The organism is Amycolatopsis sp. NPDC052450 (assembly GCF_044547565.1).
GTDB lineage: Bacteria > Actinomycetota > Actinomycetes > Mycobacteriales > Pseudonocardiaceae > Amycolatopsis.
Window position 1 is genome coordinate 290,305 of sequence record NZ_JBIUAQ010000008.1, and the last position, 18,282, is coordinate 308,586.

Here is an 18,282-nt window from a genome sequence, read left to right on the forward strand (position 1 = left end):
ATGGACTACGGATTCATCGGCGCGGGCGAGATCACCGCCGCCATCGTCGAAGGCCTCAGCAAGGACATCGCCGACCCGCCTTCGATCTTCCTCTCACCCCGCAGCCGCAGCGTCGGCCAAGAACTCTCGGCCCGCTTCGCCAACGTCGAAGTCCGCGACAGCAACCAAGACGTCGTCGACAGCGCCACGACCATCGTCCTCGCCGTGCGCCCGCCGATCGCCGAAGAAGTCCTCCGAGACCTCACCTTCCGGCCCGGCCACGTCCTGATCAGCGCACTCGCCGGCGTCCCCCTCGACCGGCTGCGCGACTGGGCCGCCCCCGCGGGCGAAGTCGTCCGGAGCATCCCGCTGCCCCCGGCGGCCCGCCGCCAAAGCCTCACCGCGATGTACCCCGACAACCCCCGGGCACGGGCGCTCTTCGACAGCATCGGCGGCAGCGTCGTCCCCTCGGCTGAGAAGGACCTCGACGTCTTCAGTGGCGCCACGGCCACCTTCGCCGCTCACCTCGACTACCTCGGCACCATCGCCGCCTGGATGACCGACCAGGGGATCGAGGACACCACGGCGACCGCATTCACCAGCCACATCTTCGGCCAGCTCGGCCACTCCCTGCTCCAGCAGAGCGGCGACCTCGAAACCCTCACCGGCAAACACATGACCCCCGGCGGGCTCAACGAGCAATTCCTCACCGACCTGCGCACCAACGGCGTCCCCGACACCGTCCGGCACGCCCTCGACGGCATCCTCACCAGACTGCGAGACAAGTGACCATCGTCGACAAGCTTCGGAAAGCGGGCTGCGTCTTCGCCGAAGACGAAGCCCGCCTCCTCACCGAAGAAGCCCGCACCCCGGCCGAACTCGACACCATGGTCCAACGCCGCGTCGACGGCGAACCACTCGAAGTCATCCTCGGCTGGGCCGGATTCCACGGCCTCCGCATCACCGTCGAACCCGGCGTCTTCGTGCCACGCCAACGATCCGAACTCCTCGTCCGCCACGCCGTCGCCCTCGCCGGACCAGGAGCGGTCGTCCTCGACCTCTGCTGCGGCACCGGCGCACTCGGCGCCGCCATCGCCGCCGAACTCGGCGACATCCGCCTCTACGCGGCAGACATCGAACCGGCCGCCGTCCGCTGCGCCCGCGCCAACATCGCCGAAGCCGGGGGAGAGGTCTTCGAAGGCGACCTCTACACACCGCTGCCCGCGTCGCTACGAGGCCGCGTCGACATCCTGGTCGTCAACGCCCCGTACGTTCCCACCGACGCCATCGCTTTGATGCCGCCCGAAGCCCGCGACCACGAACCCCGCGTCGCACTCGACGGCGGGCACGACGGCGTCGACGTCCACCGCCGCGTCGCCGCCGAAGCTCCACAATGGCTCACACCAGGCGGGCACCTGCTGATCGAAACCGGCGAAAGCCAGGCCGCGAGCACCGCGGAAGCCATGGCGCACAACGGATTGACCCCTGAAGTGATCACCGACGACGAGCTGTACGCGACGATTGTTGTCGGGGCGAAGCGATAGGGTCGCCGCCGTGACCGACTACCTCCAAACCACCCGCACCGCCTACGACACGGTCGCGGCCGACTACGCCGAACTCCTCCGCGACCACCTCGCCGGATCCGTCTGGGATCGCGCCGTGCTCGGCGCGTACGCCGAACTCGTCAAAACCGACGGCGGCGGACGCGTCGCCGAAATCGGCTGCGGCCCCGGCCGCATCACCCAGCACCTCCACGAACTGGGCCTCGACATCCACGGCGTCGACCTCTCCCCGGAGATGGTCACCGTCGCCCGCAAGTGGTACCCGCACCTGGACTTCCAGACCGGGGAGATGCCCGGTCTGTCCTTTGAGGACGATGCACTCGCAGGCATCGTCGCCTGGTACTCGATCATCCACACACCACGGGAGCGCCTGCCGGAGATCTTCGCCGACTTCCACCGGATCCTCGCCACCGGCGGCCACCTGCTGGTCGCCTTCCAGGTCGGCGACGAAATCCGCCACATCGAGCACGCGTACGGGCACGACATCTCCTGTGACGCGTACCGGCTGGCACCGGAGAAGATCGCCGAGCAGCTGGGGGAGGCCGGGTTCAGCGTGCTCTCCACCCTCGTCCGCGAACCGTCCGAGGAATTCGAGAGCACCCCACAGGCCTACCTGATCGCCCGCAAGCAGTAGCTCAAGGCCGCCGGGCCTCGACGAGCCAGGCCGCCGAGCCGTAGAAAACACCTCGGCCGGCCTGGTGCTCGGCGAGATCGGCCCGCAACGCCTCGACGGCTCCCGCACGCGTCGTCTCGTCCAGATCGCTCAACCGCCCACCGTGCTGCTCGACGATGAACTCGGCCGCGTCATCGACGTCCTCACCGAAGTACATCGGCTTGTTCACCGCGGTACACCGCACGTCGGCGTACCCGGCGGAGGCCAGCAACCGTCGAATCTCGACAGGGTCGCTGAGCGCGAGATCCGAGGACGGCACCTCACGCCCGGCCGCGAAGATCGTCCGGAACGTGGTGATCCATTCGTTGAGCCGCAACGGCTGCCACGTCAGCAGGACCAGACGGCCACCAGGCCGGGTCGCCCTCGCCAGATTCGAGAACGCCGCCGGGGGAGAACCGAAGAACATCGATCCATGCCTGCTGATCACCACATCGAAACCCGCCTCGGCGAACGGATGGACCTGCGCGTCCACCTGCTCGAAAGCGACGTTGGCAAGACCTTCATCCACAGCGAGCCGACGAGCGACCCCGAGCATCTCACTGGAGAGGTCCACACCCAGCGCGGAACCGGCGGTCGCCAGTCGCGCCGCGTCCCGCGTCGTCTGACCCGCACCACAGCCGACGTCGAGAACGTCGTCAGCAGGCCCGATATCAGCCGCGCCGAGGAACGTCTCGCGATAAGCGGCGACACCGTCGTTGAACCGCTGCGCGCGCTTCGCCCAGAGCGAGCCGTCATCACCGTCCCACGCCTTCAACATCCGCTCGTTGGACGGATCGACACGCACAGCGGTGCTCTCGGACATCACGGTAACCCCCAGATTCGACTTCCCGGGGACGACCTTAGCGCGACCCCATCAGCGGAACGCGGCGATATTCCGGACGGTGCAGCCGACCATCGATCAGATTTGCCGCTGACTGACGTTGACCATCCAGGTGATCCCGAACTTGTCCACGAGCGCGCCGGCCTCGTCACCCCACACCTGCTTCTCCAGAGGCATGGTCACGGTGCCGCCGACGGACAACTTCTCGAAATGGCCACGGAGTTCGCCATCACCACCGAGGTAGACCGCGACGTTGTTGCCAGGGGAGTGGGACACGTCCTCGACCTGCCCATCAACGTCGCAAGCCATGAGCGTGTATCCGTGCGGGGTGTCGAGCTGGGCGTGCATGACCTTGTCGGCGTTGGGTGAGCCCGGCGAGCCGAAATCCGCGATCGTGCCGATCTCCAGCTTGCCGCCGAGTACTTCCCGGTAGAACTCCATCGCCTGCCGTGCGTTCCCGTTGTACCTGATGTACGGGTTGAGTCGAGATCCCATGGGAATTCGCTTGCCTCTTCGTGTCGGTGGACCGCGAGCATTCCACCGGAACCACGACATCCTGTGACAGGTATTCGCAGCAGGATTCAGGCCAGGCCGCAGTAGGCCAGCCAAGCGTCCAACGCCGGACCGGGCGGGTTGAGCCGACGAGCCCTGGCAACGTTCTCCTCGTCGTCAGGAACGACCTCGACCAAAACCAGCACGTCCGCTCGAGCCACGCCGACACCGAACAGTCCTTCATCATCCAACCTGCGCAGCGCTGTCTCCATCGCGCGAAGCCGAAGATCGAACTCCGCTTCGGACGCATCGTCGTCGGCGATGTCGAACACCTCCGGCCGGGCGGCGAACATCTCGCGGACCGGCTTCAGGTATTCCTCGCCCACAATCGAAAACGGGGAATCGGCGTAGGAGTAGCGGACGTCATCGGCGTCCCCTCGCTGCGCCAGCGCCTCGCGCGACCACGCCGACAGCGCCGGGCCGAACGCCTCGCCGGGCGTGGTCAGCGTGACGTAGTAGAACGTGTGGCCAGGGTTGTCGCGGAACAGGTCTGTGACAGCCGCACGAGCGGCCGTGGTCAACGCGTTCCCAAGGTCGGCTTCGGTAGGAATCATGAGGCATGGAACCACACCGACGCGCGCGTCCTGATGTTCGGTTTCGGCTAAGCGCGAAGGCTCGCGTAAACGGTTTGGTCAGGTGGTCATCTGTTCGCCGAGGCGGCGGGCAAGTTCGGCGAGCTCGTCGTCGGGAATGTCGAGGTAGCCGCGGCCCGGCTCGAAGACTGCGGTCTGCTGCTGGTCGTAGGGCACGCCGGGTGGCAGGGGAGCGAGATGCCAGTGGACGTGCCGATTGGCTTGTTGGCTGCCGAGGGACAGGACGTAGAGACGTTCAGTGGGCAGCAAATCGGTGAGTGCGCTGCCCGCGCGGTGCACGACCGCCTGGAGAGCAAGGTATTCGTCGGTGGTGAAGTCGGCGACGGCGTGTTCGCGATGCTCGACCGGAGCGACGAGGAAGTGTCCGAGCACCGACGGGAAGCGACTGGCGAAGACGACGGCATGGTCGTCGCGGTGGGCGATGTGGTGGGGATAGTCGGGATTGCCGGCGAGCAATTCGCAGACGAAACAAGCACGGCGGGCTAGGCCGAGATACACATCGGGCTGCCAAGGCGAACGTGAGGTCACCAGACTCGTCTACCAGAACGGACCGTCTTGCGGTCAGACCAGCCACTGACTGGACTGCATCAGGGTCCTGTCGCCGAGCTCTGCGAAGGAGCGCCATGCCTGCAACCGGGTCGGCGTGAGCTGAAGGTAGACGAATCCGGGTGTATGCCGCGGGTCCGGGCCGCCCCGCAGCAGTGAAGCGAACGGGTCGGCGATGGCCGGATCAATTGTGTCGGGTTCGATGACCGTCATTGTGCCGTCGATCATGACCACGTCGTATGGATGACCGATGGCAGCTCGCGCTCGTGCGGTGGCGGCCACGTTGGTCACCGTCCGGCTGTTCGCGAAGGTCGCGAACGTGAGCACCTCGCCGTTGTGGTGGAACAGGAGCGGGACGAGGTGTGGACCGTCGGCATCGCCCGTGGCCAACCACGCGGTCGTTTCCGAACGCAGCAGTTCGAGCACATCGCTCTTGCGTTGCCACGGTTCCCGTGGTGGCTGCATCGTGTAGCCGATAGTGCTCGATGCCGCCATCAGCGGCTCCCGGGCAGCAGCTGGGCGTAGCGAGCGAGGTACAGCGGCCAGCCGGCGTCGCCTCCGACGCCATCGCTGACGGCTTTCCAGCTGGGTCCGTGGCGATCCAGCTTGCGGTGTTCGAGTTCGAGGCGCGTCCGCTGCTCGGCTTCGGCGATGAAGCGGACCTCGACCTCGCTTGTGTGCTCATGGTCGCGTTCAATCTGCCATTGGGGGCTGATGTCCCAGCTGAAGACGACGCGATGCGGGGGATCGTAGGTGAGTATCCGGGCCCAGCGGCACTCGCTTCCGTCGACCCCGCGGTCGAAGATGTGCCCACCGACGTGGGGTTCGAACACCGTCTCGATGATCTCGACCTGAAGCAGGTTGTGCTCGGGTGGTTTGAAGTCACCGAATCGCTCGGTGAAAACGGTGAAGGCCCGTTCGATCGGGGCGTTCACGACGACCTCTTTGCGGACCACCGTGCTCGTTGCCTGGGTCATCGCTGATCTCCTTCGGGTTGTTCGACGACGTCCTTGTAGCCGGCCAGCGCGCGGCTCCAATAAGTGTCGAGCTGATCGCGTAACGCGCCCATGGTGGCCGCATTGAGCTGGTAGATGCGCTTGGTGCCGACGGGGCGGTCGGCGACCAGCCCTGCGCCTTTGAGGGCCTTGAGGTGCTGGGATACCGCTGGCCTGCTGATCGGAAGCTGGTCGGCGAGTTCACGGACGGACCGTGGCCGCTCGGCCAGGCACTCGATGATCGCGCGCCGACTCGGATCCCCGAGCGCGTTCCACGCGGCATCCGTGACTCGGTAAGTGTCCACGAACCGTAAGTCTAGACTTACGAAGGTTCGGTGGCAACACTGGAGGGTGAGCGGCCTTTACAGGTCATGGGCGTGGCGGATCCAGGGGTTGTGCGGCGGGTTCGACCTGGTTGCGAGTGAGCCGCCGACCGTTCGAGCGTGGAGGCGAAGCTCGGTGGACTGGGCGACAACCTCGGCGATGCGGGGGCGCGGCAAAGCCGTAGGGCAGGGTGGTCTAGCGGCACCACGTGGCCAGATGGCAGTTACTTGACATAATGTACATTATCGGCACTTTGGCTGACCTGGAGAACATGGGTCGAGAGGGGTCTCTGACATGCACCGAAAGGGCCCTTCGCTGCATGCCATGCGGAGAAAGTTCCCTTCGCCGCGCCTGATGCGGACGCGGCCGCCTTCGGCTCTCCCTGAAACTCCAGGCAGCCCTTGATCCTCCGAGGCGACCCGGAGCACCCCCGGGGGCGCAAAACGGATGCCCGATCACCCGGCCCCAATACGTCACTGTGACGAATCAATCCGGACGTCTCGGGTCGATGTTGATCAATGGAGGCGCCACCTGGGCTCATCTCGCCAGTCCGGTCGTCCGGGCGGCCAGGCCCAGGCTTCCAGGTCGTCCGGTGAGTCCAAGTGTCGCGAGAGGAACTTCGAACGGAAACTGGTCAGGCTAGTCCCGTACAGGACACCCAGGGGGCGACGAGTGAACCGAGATCCCCCGCGAGGGGTTTCCGGACCCGTCACTCCGTTTCATGCATAATCACTATTATGCATGAAACGGAATATAACCCAATGTAAGACTGTCGGTGCCATGCGGTACAAGATGCTCATGAGGGTTTCCGAGGCACAGCAAGCCTTTTTCGCCGCACGTCGTCCCCGTAAGGATTCTCCTCACACCACCGACGCCTACCGCCGCGACCTCGCCGGCATCACAGCTCTTCTGCTCCGCGAGCTCGGCCGCTCCCCTGACGAACTCACCGTCGAGATGCTCACCGCTCAGGCGCTCCGTAACGCCTTCGGTGCCTTCGCGGACACTCACGCGAAGAGTTCGGTGCTGCGCGCGTGGTCGACCTGGAACCAGTTCCTCACCTTCTGCGTGTCCGACGGGCTGCTCTCGGGCAATCCCATGGGCGCGGTCGCGCGCCCGAAGGCACCCCCGTTGACGCCGAAACCGTTGCGGGGCGAGGAAACCCCGGAGCAGTTGCTCGCGGCCGCCGCCGATGGTTCGCGCCGGACGCGGGATCCATGGCCGGAGCGGGACGTCCTGGTGATCGCGCTCGGGCTGGTCGCCGGGCTGCGTGCCGCGGAGATGCGGGCGCTGACCGCGCGGTCGCTTGTCGGCCGTCAGGGCGAGATGCGGTTGCACGTCCACGGCAAGGGAAGCCGGGACCGGTCGATCCCGGTGCAGCCGATCATGGAGAAGATCATCGAGGAGTACCTGGCTTCCTGCCGCCGTCGCTTCCCGCAGCAGCGGTTCGGGCCCTCCACTCCCCTCCTCCGGGATCGGGCCGGCGAGCCGATCGGCCGCGGCGCGCTCGAGTACCTGGTCAAGTCGTGCTACCGGTGGGCGGGCCTGCACGACCGTGTGCCGGTCGGGGCGAATCTCCACGCGTTGCGGCACACCTTCGCCACCCGGCTGGCCGAGGACGGCGCGACCGCCTCGGAGATCATGGCGCTGTTGGGGCACGCGAGCCTGGCGACGAGTCAGAACTACATCGAGGCGACCGGTCGTGAGCAGCGGGCGGCGGCCGCGAGCAACCGGACGTACCGGGCGTTGGACGGGATCGTGTAGCTCAGCGGAGCTGTTCGAGGTCCTTGGCCGCCTGGGCGATTTCACCGGCGAGGCCGCGGAGTTCGGCGACGGACGCGCCGTCTTCGGCCGCGGTGACGACGTCTTCGGCGGCGCAGCGGAGCTGGAAGAGCCTGTCCTGCAGGGTGGCGATCTCGGTGTCGGAGAGGACGACGGCGTCTTCGGGGAGGCCGCTGCGTTGGAGGGCGGTGCGGCGTTCGTAGGCCCGCTGGCGGCAGGATTGCCCGCAGTAGCGGCGGCGCCTGCCGACGTTGCCGCCTTGTTCGAGCCGTCGGCCGCACCATCCGCAGTGTTTGGGTGCTCCCGCGCGACGTAACTCGGACACCTCTTCGGCGGACGTCTTCGGGTGTTCGGCGACTTCCCTCACGGATCAGACCCTAGCTGGCCACCCGACGATCATGCCGAGGCCACGGCCGAAGTGCACACTAGTGGGGTGCCGACCTTGTTTCCGTACCTCGCCGACCCGCTCCCGCGTGCCTTCGCCCATCGGGGCTGGCATCTCGGTGACCTGGAAGGACTGGAGAACTCGCTGCCGGCGTTCCAGCAGGCGGCGGCTGAGGGGTATCGCTATCTCGAGACGGATGTGCACGCGACGTCGGACGGTGTGGTTGTGGTGCATCACGATGCCGCGCTGGACCGGACGACCGATGGCGCGGGGTTGATCTCCCGGCAGACGTGGGCGCAGTTGCGGAACGTCAAGGTCGGGGGTCGCGCGCCGTTGTCGCGGCTGGAGGACGTCCTCGAGGAGTTGCCGGAGGCGCGGTTCAACATCGACGTGAAGTCGAACGAGGCGGTGGCGCCCTTCGTGCGGGCGATCGAGCGGACCGGTGCGCACGACCGGGTCGCGGCCGCGTCGTTCTCCGATGCGCGGCTCGCGCGGATCCGGAAGCTGGCGGGGCCGAAGCTGGTGACGGCGATGGGGCCGCGTTCGGTGGCGGTGATGTGGGCGAACGGGTTCTTGCCGCTGGTGTCGTTGCGCGCGTTGTCGCGGGGTGCGATGGCTCAGGTGCCGGTGCGGCAGGGGCGGTTGAAGGTGGTGGACCGGGCGTTCCTGCGGCAGGCGACGCGTGGGGGTTTCGAGGTGCACACGTGGACGGTGGACGATCCGGCGGAGATGCGGTTGCTGTTGGATCTGGGGGTGCACGGGATCGTGACGGACCGGCCGGATCTGCTGCGCGAGGTGCTTCGGGAACGGGGCGCTTGGCCTTCCTGACGACCCGCAATTCGTCATCTACTTGCGTTCGCCGGCGGGCGCAAGTAGATGACGAATTGCGGACGGGGTGGCGCTACCGGGGTGGCTTGCCGTTCCAGGCGGCGTCCCAGGTCTTGGGGCCGAGTCGTCCTGAGTCGTTGATGCCGTTGGCTCGCTGGAGGGCGAGGACGGCTTCGCGGGTTTTGTCGTAGTAGCAGCCTGTGCCGGTGAAGCCGTAGCCGAACGCGTTCATGCGGAGCTGGAACTGCTTGAGCGGGGCGGCGCAGTCTCCGTAGGCGTAGACGACGCCGGGCCAGGCGGGTTGGGGGCCGCCGGGCGGAGCGGGCGGGGTCGGCTTCGGTTTGGGCGGAGGCGGCGGGGCGGGCTGTCCTCCCCCGCCGATGTAGGCGGAGTCGTCGTAGGACGGGACGCGTTTGCTGCGGCCGTCGCCGTCGTTGCGGAGGCCGAGTTTGCCGGCGCATTCCCAGGGTTGCCAGCCGCGCATGCGGTACAGGTAGAGGGCCCGGTAGTCCTGTTCGCGGGGGCTGGCCTGGTCGGGGCGTCCTTGGCCGCCGACGCTGCGCCAGGTGGGCAGGTCGAACTGGTAGGCGCCGTAGTAGCCGTTGCCGGTGTTGATGTTGTAGCGGCCGCTCGATTCACACATGCGGAGCTTGGCCCAGTGGGAGCCGTGGGGGTCCGCGGCGGCGGATCCGGTGGTGGCGATCTGCAGGCCCGTGACGGCGAGGGCGAGCAGGAGCGTTCTCGCCACTACGCGGTGTGCTGTGCGAAGGCGATGGGTCCTCATGAGCGGAACAGTAAGTACAGGACACATGCTTCACAAGAGTCACAGCTCGCACTCCAGCCTCACATGAAACATACAGGGATCGTGGCAGCGACACGCCGACGATGGTCGCGGAGGTTGCCGGGAAGGGTTCGTCTCGCGTCGAAACGAACACGGTCCCGGCTTGTGCCGGACAGGTGGGCTCGATGACCAGTAGTCTCCCGCTGACCTCGACGTTCTCGACTTCAGGAGCAGTGCATGACGGTGGCCGTGACCCGTGACCGCAAGCGGGTGTGGCGCGCTTGGTACCTCTACGACTGGGCCAATTCGCCGTTCTATTCGTCGGTCATCACCGTCTTCGGAGCGCTCTATTTGAGCGATATCGCGTCCGCGGATGCCAAGGCGAATTTCACCCTTAACGGGGACAGGGCGTGCACCGATTCGAGTGGAGCTTCGAGCACGCTGCAGAACTGCGACGTCTCGTTGTTCGGGCTGCATTTCCCGGCGGGCTCGCTGTGGGGCTATCTGCTGTCGGTCGCGACGGTGACGCAGGTGCTGGTGCTGCCGATCGCCGGCGCGATCGCGGACCGGAGCAGGCACAAGCGGCGGATCCTCGGCGGGTTCGCGTTCCTGGGCGCGGTGGCGTCGGCGGCGATGTTCTTCATCGCGGGGACGAACTGGGAGGTCGGGGTCTGGACGTTCATCCTGGCCAACATCGGTTACGGCGGTGCGCTGGTCGTCTATTACTCGTTCCTGGTGGACATCGCGGAGCCGGATGAGCGGGACGCGGTGTCGTCGAAGGGGTGGGCGTTCGGGTATCTCGGCGGTGGTCTGGCGCTGGCGCTGCAGCTGGGGTTCTTCATGGGGCATGGCTTCTTCGGGGTGAGCGAACATCTGGCGATCCAGATCTGCTTCCTGACGTCGGGGATCTGGTGGGCGGTGTTCACGGTCCCCGCGGTGCGCGCACTCCCCCGGACTCATGTGCCGAAGTCCGCGGAGCGGGGGCTGTCGGTGGTGACGGCCGGGTTCAAGGAGCTGAAGCAGACGATCAAGGAGGCGCGGGCCTATCCCCTGACGTTGGCGTTCCTTGGCAGTTACCTGGTCTTCACCGACGGGATCACGACGGTGGTGGCGGTGTCGGCGCAGTACGGCAAGGACGAGCTGAAGTACAGCACGCAGGTGTTGATCGTCACGATTCTGGTGATCCAGTTCCTGGCGTACGCCGGGGCGATGATCCACGGTGCGATCGCGGCGCGGATCGGGGCGAAGAAGACGATCCTGGGCAGTTTGGTGGCCTGGGTGGTCGTGTTGTGCTTCGCGTTCTTCATCGAGGCCGGTCAGCCGTTGCAGTTCTACGCGGTGGCGGTCGGGATCGGGCTGGTGCTCGGTGGAACGAACGCGTTGTCGCGGTCGTTGTTCGGGCAGATGATCCCCGAGGGGAAGGACGCGCAGTACTTTTCGCTGTACGTGGTGGGTGAGCGCGGGACGTCGTGGCTCGGTCCCCTGTTGTTCGCCGCGGTCGGGCAGATCACCGGTTCGTTCCGGTGGGCGATCATCGCTTTGGTGATCTTCTTCGTGCTCGGTTTCGTGTTCGTGTGGCTGGTGCCGGTGCGCCGTGCGATCGAGGCGGCGGGCAACCGGCCACCGGCGGTGCTGTGACGGCGGAGCGTGCCGATAGGGTCGAGCGTCGTGACCGTACTGAAGGAGAGTGGCCCGGACCCCACGGACGCGTTGTCGTCGGTGCCGGTGGCGGGTTCACGGCGGGGTGTGCCGGTCGTCGGGAAGTTGAAGTTCTGTTACGGGCCGATGGACTGCGGGAAGTCGACGCTGGCGTTGCAGATCGACCACAACCACGCGCGGCAGGGTCGTCGCGGGATGGTGCTGGTGCGCCACGACCGGTCCGGTGAACCGCAGATCACCAGCCGGATCGGGTTGACGCGCAAGGCGATCGAGGTCGGGAACGAGACCGATCTGCGGTTGCTGGTGCGTGAGCAGTGGGCGGCCGGGCGGCATGTGGACTACTTGATCGTCGACGAGGCGCAGTTCTTGTCGCCCGATCAGGTGGATCAGCTGGCTGAATTGGCCGATGACGTCCAGATCGACGTGTACTGCTTCGGGATCGCGACGGATTTCCGGAGCATGTTGTTCCCGGGGGCCGCGCGGTTGTTCGAGCTGGCGGATGAGTTGCAGCCCGTTCAGGTCGAGGTGCTGTGCTGGTGCGGGCAGACGGGGCGGTTCAACGCGAGGGTGTCCGACGGCGAGGTGTTGCGGGCCGGGGACACCGTCGTGGTGGCGGATACCGAGCAGTTGGTCGTTGAATCTTCATCGGCATCACCGTCTGAGGGCGAACCGAACACGGTCCGTTATCAGGTATTGTGCCGTCGGCACTTTCGACTGGGCGACCTGGGGCCGACCTCGGCCCAACACGGTCAGTTACGGTTGACGTGACAGGCGTACTACTAGCCCATCTGGGGGATATCCGCACCAAGATGGCCGTATTGACGTCACGCCAGAGCGCGAAATCACTCCTACTAGGAGAAGCTGTTGCCACCGGGTGACACAGCTCATCGTGAGCAAGGACATGCTGTTCAGGGAATCCTCTGGCCTTCATCGTCGTTGCATAGGGTGAGCATCACCCTGGCTCCACCCGGAGCTGACTGAAAGGACCCCCATCATGGCCGACCGTGTTCTCCGTGGAAGCCGGCTGGGAGCGGTCAGCTACGAGACCGACCGCAACCACGACCTCGCGCCCCGCCGCACCGTGCGCTACGCCTGCCCCAAGAACCACGAGTTCGAGGTGCCCTTCTCCGACGACGCCGAGATCCCCTCGGTGTGGGAGTGCAGGCTGCACGGCAGCGAGTCCGAGATCGTGGACGGCGGACAGCCGGAGCAGAAGAAGGTCAAGCCCCCGAGGACGCACTGGGACATGCTCCTGGAGCGTCGTTCTATCCCGGAGCTCGAAGATCTGCTCAACGAACGTCTCGCCGAGCTGAAGGGACGCAGGACCACCCGGTCCGCCTGACGCACGGCACAAGTAGCTAGCCCCACCACGAATCGGCGAAGCCCCCGCGACCTCCCTCCGCGGGGGCTTCGCCGTGTCTGGGGGATGTCAGGAAAGGGTCGTTCAGGACGAAAAACGTCTTGAACGCCCTTTCCTGACATCCGGCGGGCGACCGGACAGGCCTCCCGCTACCTGGCCGATCCGGCCTACCGGCGGAAGATCTCGCGGCAGCCGAACAAGGGCGAGTCACTGCACGCGTTGAAGCGGAACCAGCTCTACGCCCACGAGGGCGCCGTCCGCGCGGCGCGGGACGCCGTATCGACGACGATGTCCCGGCCCGCATCTCCCCAGCGCCTAGCGAGAACATCAACTTCTTCGGTGCGATCGAAGGCGATATCGCCCAGCTCGGCTGCGCCGATGGCCGTGCCGCTGAAGATCGACCCACGCGAGACATCGGTGGCGGCATTGTCACTCCGTTTGGGTGGTTGGCAGGTAGGCGGACAACCTCGCCGCCGCACCCGGGCGTGTGAGGGGCGGCGGGCCTGGAACGGCCGGGTACCGCGCGATCGGAGGAGAAGTCATGGGAGTTCGAGTGGGTGCCCGCGCCTGGGTGTCGGCAGGGGTTGCCGCGGTGGCTGTGGTGGGGTTGGCCACGCCGGCCACCGCGGGTACGAGCGGCGTCACCGCGCGGGAGACCGTCTGTTATGGGGGGACGACGATCTGCAACAACACTTACGGCAGCGGCAACGCCGTCTCCGAGGTCATCGCATCACGGAACCTCAACACCACCGCGGAATTCGGGTTCTTCGAGCTTTTCGGGCCGGGGACCTACAAGCAGACCGGCCCGACCAATCGCGAGTCGGACCACACGTTCCGCGTCAACGCGAGCTTCCCGGCCGGTTCGCTGATCTGCGTGAGTTTCTGGAACAGGAACGCCAACGGTTCCTTCACCAAAGTGGGCGGCAGGAACGGTAACGCCTGCACGTCGACCCCGATCGGCTGAACGAGGTCCTGCCGGGCCTGACCGGACACAGGGCTGAACTGCGACAGAGAGGGCGGGCGGCCTGGCGAAGGGAGAAAGTCCCGCCGGGCCGCGTGTGTCTCTTCCTTGGGGTAGCGCGCGGTCAGCCCGCACGTTGGCGCGCGCTGAGCTGCTCTGAGGTAGGGGCCCAAGCCTCAACGCGAATTGACGATCGTGCCCCTCGACCGAGGGCCCGACGTGCAGCATCTGGTCGACGACTTCTCCACGCAGCTGTCGCTGGTCGCCCGGCCGTTGCGGCGCCCGCCGACGCGCGAGGTGCACGCGGCGTGGCGCCGCAGCGCCGAGGCGGGCCCCGCGATCCGTGCGGTGCTGGCGGAACTCCGGTCAGCTGGGGAACATGCTGGTCACGTTGACGAAGGTGCCGGTGATCCCCATCGCGTCGTCGGAGGCGAGGAACGCCAGGGTGGCGGCGACCTCGGCGAGGCGCGGTGAACGTTTGGTCATCCGGGCTTCGGTGAGGCCGTTGAGGATGTTCTTCATCATCTCCGGGCTCGCGGGCAGTTGGTTGTTCACCGCGGAGAGTTTCTCGGGGGTGAAGGTCTCTGGGATACCTGCGACCCAGATCCCGAGGGCGCGGACGCCGTGCGGCCCGATCTCGACGGCGAGATTGCGGATGTAGGTGTCGAGCGCCGCGTCGATCGAACCTGTCGCGCCCATCATCGGGCTGCTCTGGGCGGAGCCGCTGTCGAGGGCGAGGATCACGCCCGAGCCCTGCGTGATCATGTGCCGGGCGGCCGCTCGGGCGGTGATGAAGTTGGTCGTGACGCCCGTGGTGATCGGGCGGACGAAGTCCTCGACCGACATTTCCGCGAGCGGGATGCCTTGGATGTCGCCGCGCGGGACGAGGTTGAGGGAGATGTCGACGCTGCCTGCCTTCGCCACGACGGACGCGGCGTGCGCGTCGACCGCGGTCTCGTCCATGGCGTCGACGACGGCGACTTCGGCCAGTCCCCCGGTGTCCTTGATCTCGTCGGCGACCTTCGTCAGCGCAGGTTCGTGGCGGCCGGTGAGAAAGACACGGGCGCCGCGCGCGGCGAACTCCTTGGCGACACCGCCGCCGATCGATCCGCCGGCGCCGTAGATGACCGCGTTCTTGTTCTGGAGGCTCATGAGGGTGTTCCTTCCGCTTGATCGGGTTCGACCGTTGAGACGCGGAAGGGGCGTGGATCTCATCGGTCCTCAGGTGATCGTCAGCGGCAGACCGAACGCGGGGAACAGGTGCGGTTCGAAAGCGGTGATTTCCGCGACTTGCCCGTCCTCGATCCGCAGCACGTCGAGCACCTGTGCGCGGTAGATCCGGGTGCCCGGCCGCCGGACGTAGCCCGCCGCGGCGGGAAGGCGGTTGGCGATGGCAGGGAGGTGTTTCCATTCGCCGAAGTACGTCGGTGACGCGGTGTCGAAGGAGTCGGCGACGAAGTCGAGAAAGACGTCTCGGCCGGAGAACCACAGCGGGTTCGGCGGCATCGTGACCAGCACGTCCTCCCGCAGCAGCTCGGCCATGACCCGGCTGTCGCCGTTGCCGGTGGCGGCGGCCATGTAGCGCCGCAGGATCGTTTGCTCCTCCTCGGTCGGCTGGACCGTCCGCGCCCAGTCGGTGCGGCGTTCCGGCAAGCGTTCGCGCAGGGTGGGACGGGCGCGCTGGAGTGCGCTGGTGACCGACGCGACGGTGGTTTCCAGCAGGTCGGCGGTCTCCGCGGCCTTCCAGCCGAGGACGTCGTTGAGGATCACCACGGCCCGCTGCTTCGGCGGGAGATGCTGGATGGCGGCGAGGAAGACCAGTTCCATCGTTTCCCTGGTCTCGGCGATCTCAGCGGCGTTGTCCGGGAAGGGTTGCAGCCAGGGCAGGAACTGGGGCGGTTCGCCTTGCTGGTCGACGCCGGGCAGCGGGTCGTACGGGCGCGGGACCCGTTTGTTGCGCCGCAGGAAATCCAGGCAGGTGTTGGTGGCGATGCGGTAGAGCCAGGCACGGAAACTCGACCGGCCTTCGAAGCCTTCGCGGCCGCGCCAGGCGCGCAGGAAAGTCTCCTGGACCAGGTCCTCCGCGTCGTCGTAGGACCCGACCATGCGGTAGCAGTGCACGCGCAACTCTCGTTGGTGCTGCTCGATCTTCCCGGCGAAGGCGACCTCGTCCACGGTTTCCGTCACGGGTGTCGGCGTGACGTTTTCGTCTTCGGCCCGCGACGCCAGTTGAGCGATGCGTCGCAGCCTTCCGACGTCGGAGGTGAGTGTGGTGAGGTCGGTGAGGAACACCTCCGGCGGCTGAGGTGCCAGCCGGTTCGCGACGCGGCCGACCTCGGCGATGAGGGCTTCCACGTCGGGGGCGGGGTCGTGCCGTGACCGGTAGGCCCGCTGGCGGCACGCGGCCGAGCAGTAGACGGCCGCGCGCCCGCGCGAACCGGCTTTCGACGGCAGCGGGCCTTCGCACATCCCGCAGACCTTCCCGGTCACGGCTCACCTTCCCCCAGAAACGTCACACGTGGTCGAGTTACGCATTATGCGGCTTGGTACCCCGGGATGTCCTCGACACGGTGATACACCGCCAGACCGCGGGAGAGCGCGATGGCGACGTCCTGATCGGCGCCGGTCGATTCCCCCGGCAGGCGCAGCACGGCGTCGCAGTGGTGCAGCAGCCTGTCGGCCGTCGGGTACATGACCTCCTTGGCGACCGGGTCGGCGACGGTCTTCCCGCCCGCGCCGCGCAGCACCGGGAGTGCGACCCACTCGCCGATCATCGGCACGTGCCCGCTGCGGAAGATCGGCCACGCGGCCTCTTCGAGCCGGGCGAGGTTGCGGGCGAGGAGTTCGGGGTCGTCGCCGGTTCCGGAGCGGAACGGACCGGCGATGAGGATCATCAGAGGTTTGCTCATGAACCGGAGCCTAATGTGCAACAATCGGCAAGAACAAGGAGGAACGTGCACATGTTGGCTGCGCAACGTCGAGACCTACTGCTCGAACGCTTGAAGACCGAAGGCCGGATCGTGGCCAAAGACCTCGCCGCCGAACTCGGCATATCAGAGGACAGTATCCGCCGTGACCTGCGGGAACTCGCCGACGCCGGGCTCTGTCAGCGGGTCTACGGCGGAGCCTTGCCGGTCTCCCCCGCCACCGCCGACTACGCGACCCGTATGGCGGTCAGCGTCGCGGGCAAGGAACGGATCGCGAAACGTGCAGCAGCGTTGATCCGGCTGGGATCGACCGTCATCCTCGACGGCGGGACCACCGCGCTCGCGCTGGCGAAGGCGCTACCCGTCGACCTCGAAGCGACGATCGTCACGCACAGCCCCACGGTCGCGGCCGCGCTCGTCACGCATCCGAAGGTCGAGGTGTTCCTGATCGGCGGACGGCTCTTCAAACACTCGGCCGTCACCTGCGGAGCGACCGCGGCGGAAGCGGCGATGAACGTCAACGCCGATCTGTTCTTCCTCGGCGTCACCGGCGTGCACCCGGAGACCGGGCTCACCACCGGCGACTCGGACGAGGCCGCGATGAAACGCACCCTCGCCAAACGGGCCGCCGACACCTATGTGCTGGCCAGCTCGGAGAAGATCGGCGCGGCCTCGCCGTTCACCGTGCTTCCCCTTTCCGACGTCGCGGGCGTGATCACCGACGCGGCGCCGGACGAACCGACGGTGAAGGAGCTGGGGAGGCTCGGGGTGAGCGTGCTGGGGGTCAGCCCTTCTTGACCAGGCCGCGAAGCTGCTGCCAGCGACGCTTGACCCCCCACAGGCCGACCAGGACGATCGCCTCGCGTACGACCGAACCGCTCATCTTCGACTGCCCGACCTCGCGTTCGGTGAAGGTGATCGGCACCTCGACCACCTCGAACCCGGCCAGCGCCGTGCGGAACGCCAGGTCGATCTGGAAGCAGTAGCCGCGCGAGGCGATCTCGTCGAGCGGGAGCTTCTCCAGCACCGTGCGGCGGTACGCGCGGAAGCCCGCGGTGATGTCGTTGATCTTCGTGCCGAGCGCGATCCTGGCGTAGAAGTTCGCCACCCAGGACAACGCCTTGCGCTGGAACGGCCAGTTCACCGTGCTGCCGCCGGGAACGTAGCGGGAACCGATGGACAGGTCGGCGTCCTCGAGGGCCGCCAGCACCCGCGGCAGGTCCTCCGGCGCGTGCGAGCCGTCGGCGTCCATCTCGACGATGGTGGCGTAGTCACGGGAAAGACCCCAGCGGAATCCGGCGACGTACGCGGCGCCGAGGCCGGCCTTCTCGGTCCGGTGCATGACCTGGATCCGCTCGTCCGCCTTCGCGAGCTCGTCGGCGATGTCGCCGGTCCCGTCCGGGCTGCCGTCGTCGACGACGAGGGCGTGCACGTCCGGGAGTGCTTCGAGCAGACGTTCCAGGATCGGGCCGATGTTCTCCCGCTCGTTGTACGTCGGGACCACCACCAGCACCGGGTCGATTCCCTGGGCCCCCCGCGGCGCCTGCGCCATCCGCTT

Annotated in this window: 23 protein-coding genes and 1 pseudogene; 11 read left to right on the top strand and 13 right to left on the bottom strand. The window is 67.0% G+C overall.

Annotation, left to right across the window (positions count from 1 at the left end):
• Genes ACIHAO_RS16955 through ACIHAO_RS16965 form a run of 3 tightly spaced genes read left to right on the top strand, consistent with a single transcriptional unit; the run spans nt 1 to nt 2,175 of the window.
• On the top strand, nt 1-768 hold the full coding sequence (locus ACIHAO_RS16955) for an NAD(P)-binding domain-containing protein (protein WP_396558742.1): 768 nt from the start codon (nt 1-3) through the stop codon (nt 766-768).
• Nucleotides 765-1,523 carry a putative protein N(5)-glutamine methyltransferase gene (locus ACIHAO_RS16960; protein ID WP_396558744.1) on the top strand — a complete coding sequence of 253 codons (759 nt, stop codon included), beginning with the start codon at nt 765-767 and terminating at the stop codon, nt 1,521-1,523. The genes ACIHAO_RS16955 and ACIHAO_RS16960 overlap by 4 nt, the downstream gene beginning before the upstream one ends.
• Nucleotides 1,524-1,533: 10 nt before the next feature.
• Entirely contained in the window at nt 1,534-2,175 is a 642-nt protein-coding gene (locus tag ACIHAO_RS16965) for a class I SAM-dependent DNA methyltransferase (RefSeq protein ID WP_396558746.1), read from the top strand.
• Between the two features lies 1 nt (nt 2,176).
• Here ACIHAO_RS16965 and ACIHAO_RS16970 read toward each other — a convergent pair whose 3' ends face one another.
• From ACIHAO_RS16970 to ACIHAO_RS17000, 7 genes are all read right to left on the bottom strand, one after another.
• Nucleotides 2,177-3,016, bottom strand: a complete 840-nt coding sequence (locus tag ACIHAO_RS16970; protein ID WP_396558748.1) for a class I SAM-dependent methyltransferase — start codon at nt 3,014-3,016, stop codon at nt 2,177-2,179.
• Nucleotides 3,017-3,112: 96 nt separating this feature from the next.
• Nucleotides 3,113-3,529, bottom strand: coding sequence for a VOC family protein (locus tag ACIHAO_RS16975; RefSeq protein WP_396558750.1), 417 nt, complete (start codon nt 3,527-3,529; stop codon nt 3,113-3,115).
• A gap of 86 nt (nt 3,530-3,615) precedes the next feature.
• On the bottom strand, nt 3,616-4,107 hold the full coding sequence (locus ACIHAO_RS16980; protein WP_396558752.1) for a DUF4303 domain-containing protein: 492 nt from the start codon (nt 4,105-4,107) through the stop codon (nt 3,616-3,618).
• A 111-nt stretch (nt 4,108-4,218) separates the two neighbouring features.
• A complete protein-coding gene (locus tag ACIHAO_RS16985; RefSeq protein ID WP_396558754.1) occupies nt 4,219-4,707 on the bottom strand; it encodes an HIT family protein in 489 nt (162 codons plus the stop codon).
• A gap of 33 nt (nt 4,708-4,740) precedes the next feature.
• Complete coding sequence (locus ACIHAO_RS16990) at nt 4,741-5,220, bottom strand: pyridoxamine 5'-phosphate oxidase family protein (RefSeq protein ID WP_396558756.1); 480 nt, start codon at nt 5,218-5,220, stop codon at nt 4,741-4,743.
• Nucleotides 5,220-5,702 (bottom strand): SRPBCC family protein, encoded by a 483-nt coding sequence (locus ACIHAO_RS16995; protein WP_396558758.1) that lies wholly within the window; start codon nt 5,700-5,702, stop codon nt 5,220-5,222. The genes ACIHAO_RS16990 and ACIHAO_RS16995 overlap by 1 nt, the downstream gene beginning before the upstream one ends.
• Entirely contained in the window at nt 5,699-6,025 is a 327-nt protein-coding gene (locus ACIHAO_RS17000; protein ID WP_396558760.1) for an ArsR/SmtB family transcription factor, read from the bottom strand. The genes ACIHAO_RS16995 and ACIHAO_RS17000 overlap by 4 nt, the downstream gene beginning before the upstream one ends.
• 799 nt (nt 6,026-6,824) lie before the next feature.
• On the opposite strand from ACIHAO_RS17000, the gene ACIHAO_RS17005 reads away from it, so the two are divergent.
• Nucleotides 6,825-7,805 carry a tyrosine-type recombinase/integrase gene (locus ACIHAO_RS17005; RefSeq protein WP_396558762.1) on the top strand — a complete coding sequence of 327 codons (981 nt, stop codon included), beginning with the start codon at nt 6,825-6,827 and terminating at the stop codon, nt 7,803-7,805.
• A gap of 1 nt (nt 7,806) precedes the next feature.
• On the opposite strand, the gene ACIHAO_RS17010 is transcribed toward ACIHAO_RS17005, so the two are convergent.
• Complete coding sequence (locus ACIHAO_RS17010; RefSeq protein WP_396558764.1) at nt 7,807-8,190, bottom strand: hypothetical protein; 384 nt, start codon at nt 8,188-8,190, stop codon at nt 7,807-7,809.
• A 66-nt stretch (nt 8,191-8,256) separates the two neighbouring features.
• Here ACIHAO_RS17010 and ACIHAO_RS17015 point away from each other — a divergent pair, with 66 nt between their 5' ends.
• Complete coding sequence (locus ACIHAO_RS17015; RefSeq protein WP_396558766.1) at nt 8,257-9,036, top strand: glycerophosphodiester phosphodiesterase; 780 nt, start codon at nt 8,257-8,259, stop codon at nt 9,034-9,036.
• A 73-nt stretch (nt 9,037-9,109) separates the two neighbouring features.
• Here the strand turns inward: ACIHAO_RS17015 and ACIHAO_RS17020 are convergent, their stop codons facing one another.
• Nucleotides 9,110-9,784, bottom strand: coding sequence for a transglycosylase family protein (locus ACIHAO_RS17020; protein ID WP_396558768.1), 675 nt, complete (start codon nt 9,782-9,784; stop codon nt 9,110-9,112).
• A gap of 270 nt (nt 9,785-10,054) precedes the next feature.
• Between ACIHAO_RS17020 and ACIHAO_RS17025 the strand changes: the two genes are divergently transcribed.
• The 5 genes and pseudogenes from ACIHAO_RS17025 to ACIHAO_RS17045 form a co-directional block, all read left to right on the top strand.
• Nucleotides 10,055-11,455 carry an MFS transporter gene (locus tag ACIHAO_RS17025; protein WP_396558770.1) on the top strand — a complete coding sequence of 467 codons (1,401 nt, stop codon included), beginning with the start codon at nt 10,055-10,057 and terminating at the stop codon, nt 11,453-11,455.
• Nucleotides 11,456-11,485: 30 nt separating this feature from the next.
• Entirely contained in the window at nt 11,486-12,244 is a 759-nt protein-coding gene (locus ACIHAO_RS17030) for a thymidine kinase (RefSeq protein ID WP_396558772.1), read from the top strand.
• Between the two features lie 226 nt (nt 12,245-12,470).
• Nucleotides 12,471-12,818: an RNA polymerase-binding protein RbpA gene (locus tag ACIHAO_RS17035; RefSeq protein ID WP_005151365.1), complete on the top strand. Its 348-nt coding sequence runs from the start codon at nt 12,471-12,473 to the stop codon at nt 12,816-12,818.
• A 559-nt stretch (nt 12,819-13,377) separates the two neighbouring features.
• Complete coding sequence (locus ACIHAO_RS17040) at nt 13,378-13,800, top strand: hypothetical protein (protein ID WP_396558774.1); 423 nt, start codon at nt 13,378-13,380, stop codon at nt 13,798-13,800.
• Between the two features lie 210 nt (nt 13,801-14,010).
• Nucleotides 14,011-14,271, top strand: a pseudogene (locus ACIHAO_RS17045) (LysR family transcriptional regulator); the annotation flags it as partial.
• Here ACIHAO_RS17045 and ACIHAO_RS17050 read toward each other — a convergent pair.
• The 3 genes from ACIHAO_RS17050 to ACIHAO_RS17060 form a co-directional block, all read right to left on the bottom strand.
• Nucleotides 14,164-14,949, bottom strand: coding sequence for an SDR family NAD(P)-dependent oxidoreductase (locus tag ACIHAO_RS17050; protein ID WP_396558776.1), 786 nt, complete (start codon nt 14,947-14,949; stop codon nt 14,164-14,166). The pseudogene ACIHAO_RS17045 and the gene ACIHAO_RS17050 sit on opposite strands and share 108 nt — an antisense overlap.
• Nucleotides 14,950-15,018: 69 nt before the next feature.
• A complete protein-coding gene (locus tag ACIHAO_RS17055) occupies nt 15,019-16,287 on the bottom strand; it encodes an RNA polymerase subunit sigma-70 (RefSeq protein ID WP_396558778.1) in 1,269 nt (422 codons plus the stop codon).
• A gap of 44 nt (nt 16,288-16,331) precedes the next feature.
• A complete protein-coding gene (locus ACIHAO_RS17060) occupies nt 16,332-16,706 on the bottom strand; it encodes a DUF4406 domain-containing protein (RefSeq protein ID WP_236725432.1) in 375 nt (124 codons plus the stop codon).
• A gap of 51 nt (nt 16,707-16,757) precedes the next feature.
• Here ACIHAO_RS17060 and ACIHAO_RS17065 point away from each other — a divergent pair, with 51 nt between their 5' ends.
• Nucleotides 16,758-17,522, top strand: coding sequence for a DeoR/GlpR family DNA-binding transcription regulator (locus ACIHAO_RS17065; RefSeq protein WP_125796000.1), 765 nt, complete (start codon nt 16,758-16,760; stop codon nt 17,520-17,522).
• Here the strand turns inward: ACIHAO_RS17065 and ACIHAO_RS17070 are convergent.
• Nucleotides 17,509-18,276 carry a polyprenol monophosphomannose synthase gene (locus tag ACIHAO_RS17070; RefSeq protein WP_396558780.1) on the bottom strand — a complete coding sequence of 256 codons (768 nt, stop codon included), beginning with the start codon at nt 18,274-18,276 and terminating at the stop codon, nt 17,509-17,511. The genes ACIHAO_RS17065 and ACIHAO_RS17070 overlap by 14 nt on opposite strands.
• Nucleotides 18,277-18,282 lie beyond the last annotated feature (6 nt).

Excerpts from the sequence above, each read along its gene's own strand:
- ACIHAO_RS16955 (WP_396558742.1), top strand. The coding sequence starts at position 1 with ATGGACTACGGATTCATCGGCGCGGGCGAGATCACCGCCGCCATCGTC.
- ACIHAO_RS17060 (WP_236725432.1), bottom strand. The coding sequence starts at position 16,706 with ATGAGCAAACCTCTGATGATCCTCATCGCCGGTCCGTTCCGCTCCGGA.
- ACIHAO_RS17005 (WP_396558762.1), top strand. The coding sequence starts at position 6,825 with ATGCGGTACAAGATGCTCATGAGGGTTTCCGAGGCACAGCAAGCCTTT.
- ACIHAO_RS16995 (WP_396558758.1), bottom strand. The coding sequence starts at position 5,702 with ATGACCCAGGCAACGAGCACGGTGGTCCGCAAAGAGGTCGTCGTGAAC.
- ACIHAO_RS17070 (WP_396558780.1), bottom strand. The coding sequence starts at position 18,276 with ATGGCGCAGGCGCCGCGGGGGGCCCAGGGAATCGACCCGGTGCTGGTG.
- ACIHAO_RS16975 (WP_396558750.1), bottom strand. The coding sequence starts at position 3,529 with ATGGGATCTCGACTCAACCCGTACATCAGGTACAACGGGAACGCACGG.
- ACIHAO_RS16970 (WP_396558748.1), bottom strand. The coding sequence starts at position 3,016 with ATGTCCGAGAGCACCGCTGTGCGTGTCGATCCGTCCAACGAGCGGATG.
- ACIHAO_RS17040 (WP_396558774.1), top strand. The coding sequence starts at position 13,378 with ATGGGAGTTCGAGTGGGTGCCCGCGCCTGGGTGTCGGCAGGGGTTGCC.
- ACIHAO_RS16990 (WP_396558756.1), bottom strand. The coding sequence starts at position 5,220 with ATGGCGGCATCGAGCACTATCGGCTACACGATGCAGCCACCACGGGAA.
- ACIHAO_RS17050 (WP_396558776.1), bottom strand. The coding sequence starts at position 14,949 with ATGAGCCTCCAGAACAAGAACGCGGTCATCTACGGCGCCGGCGGATCG.
- ACIHAO_RS17035 (WP_005151365.1), top strand. The coding sequence starts at position 12,471 with ATGGCCGACCGTGTTCTCCGTGGAAGCCGGCTGGGAGCGGTCAGCTAC.
- ACIHAO_RS17025 (WP_396558770.1), top strand. The coding sequence starts at position 10,055 with ATGACGGTGGCCGTGACCCGTGACCGCAAGCGGGTGTGGCGCGCTTGG.
- ACIHAO_RS17065 (WP_125796000.1), top strand. The coding sequence starts at position 16,758 with ATGTTGGCTGCGCAACGTCGAGACCTACTGCTCGAACGCTTGAAGACC.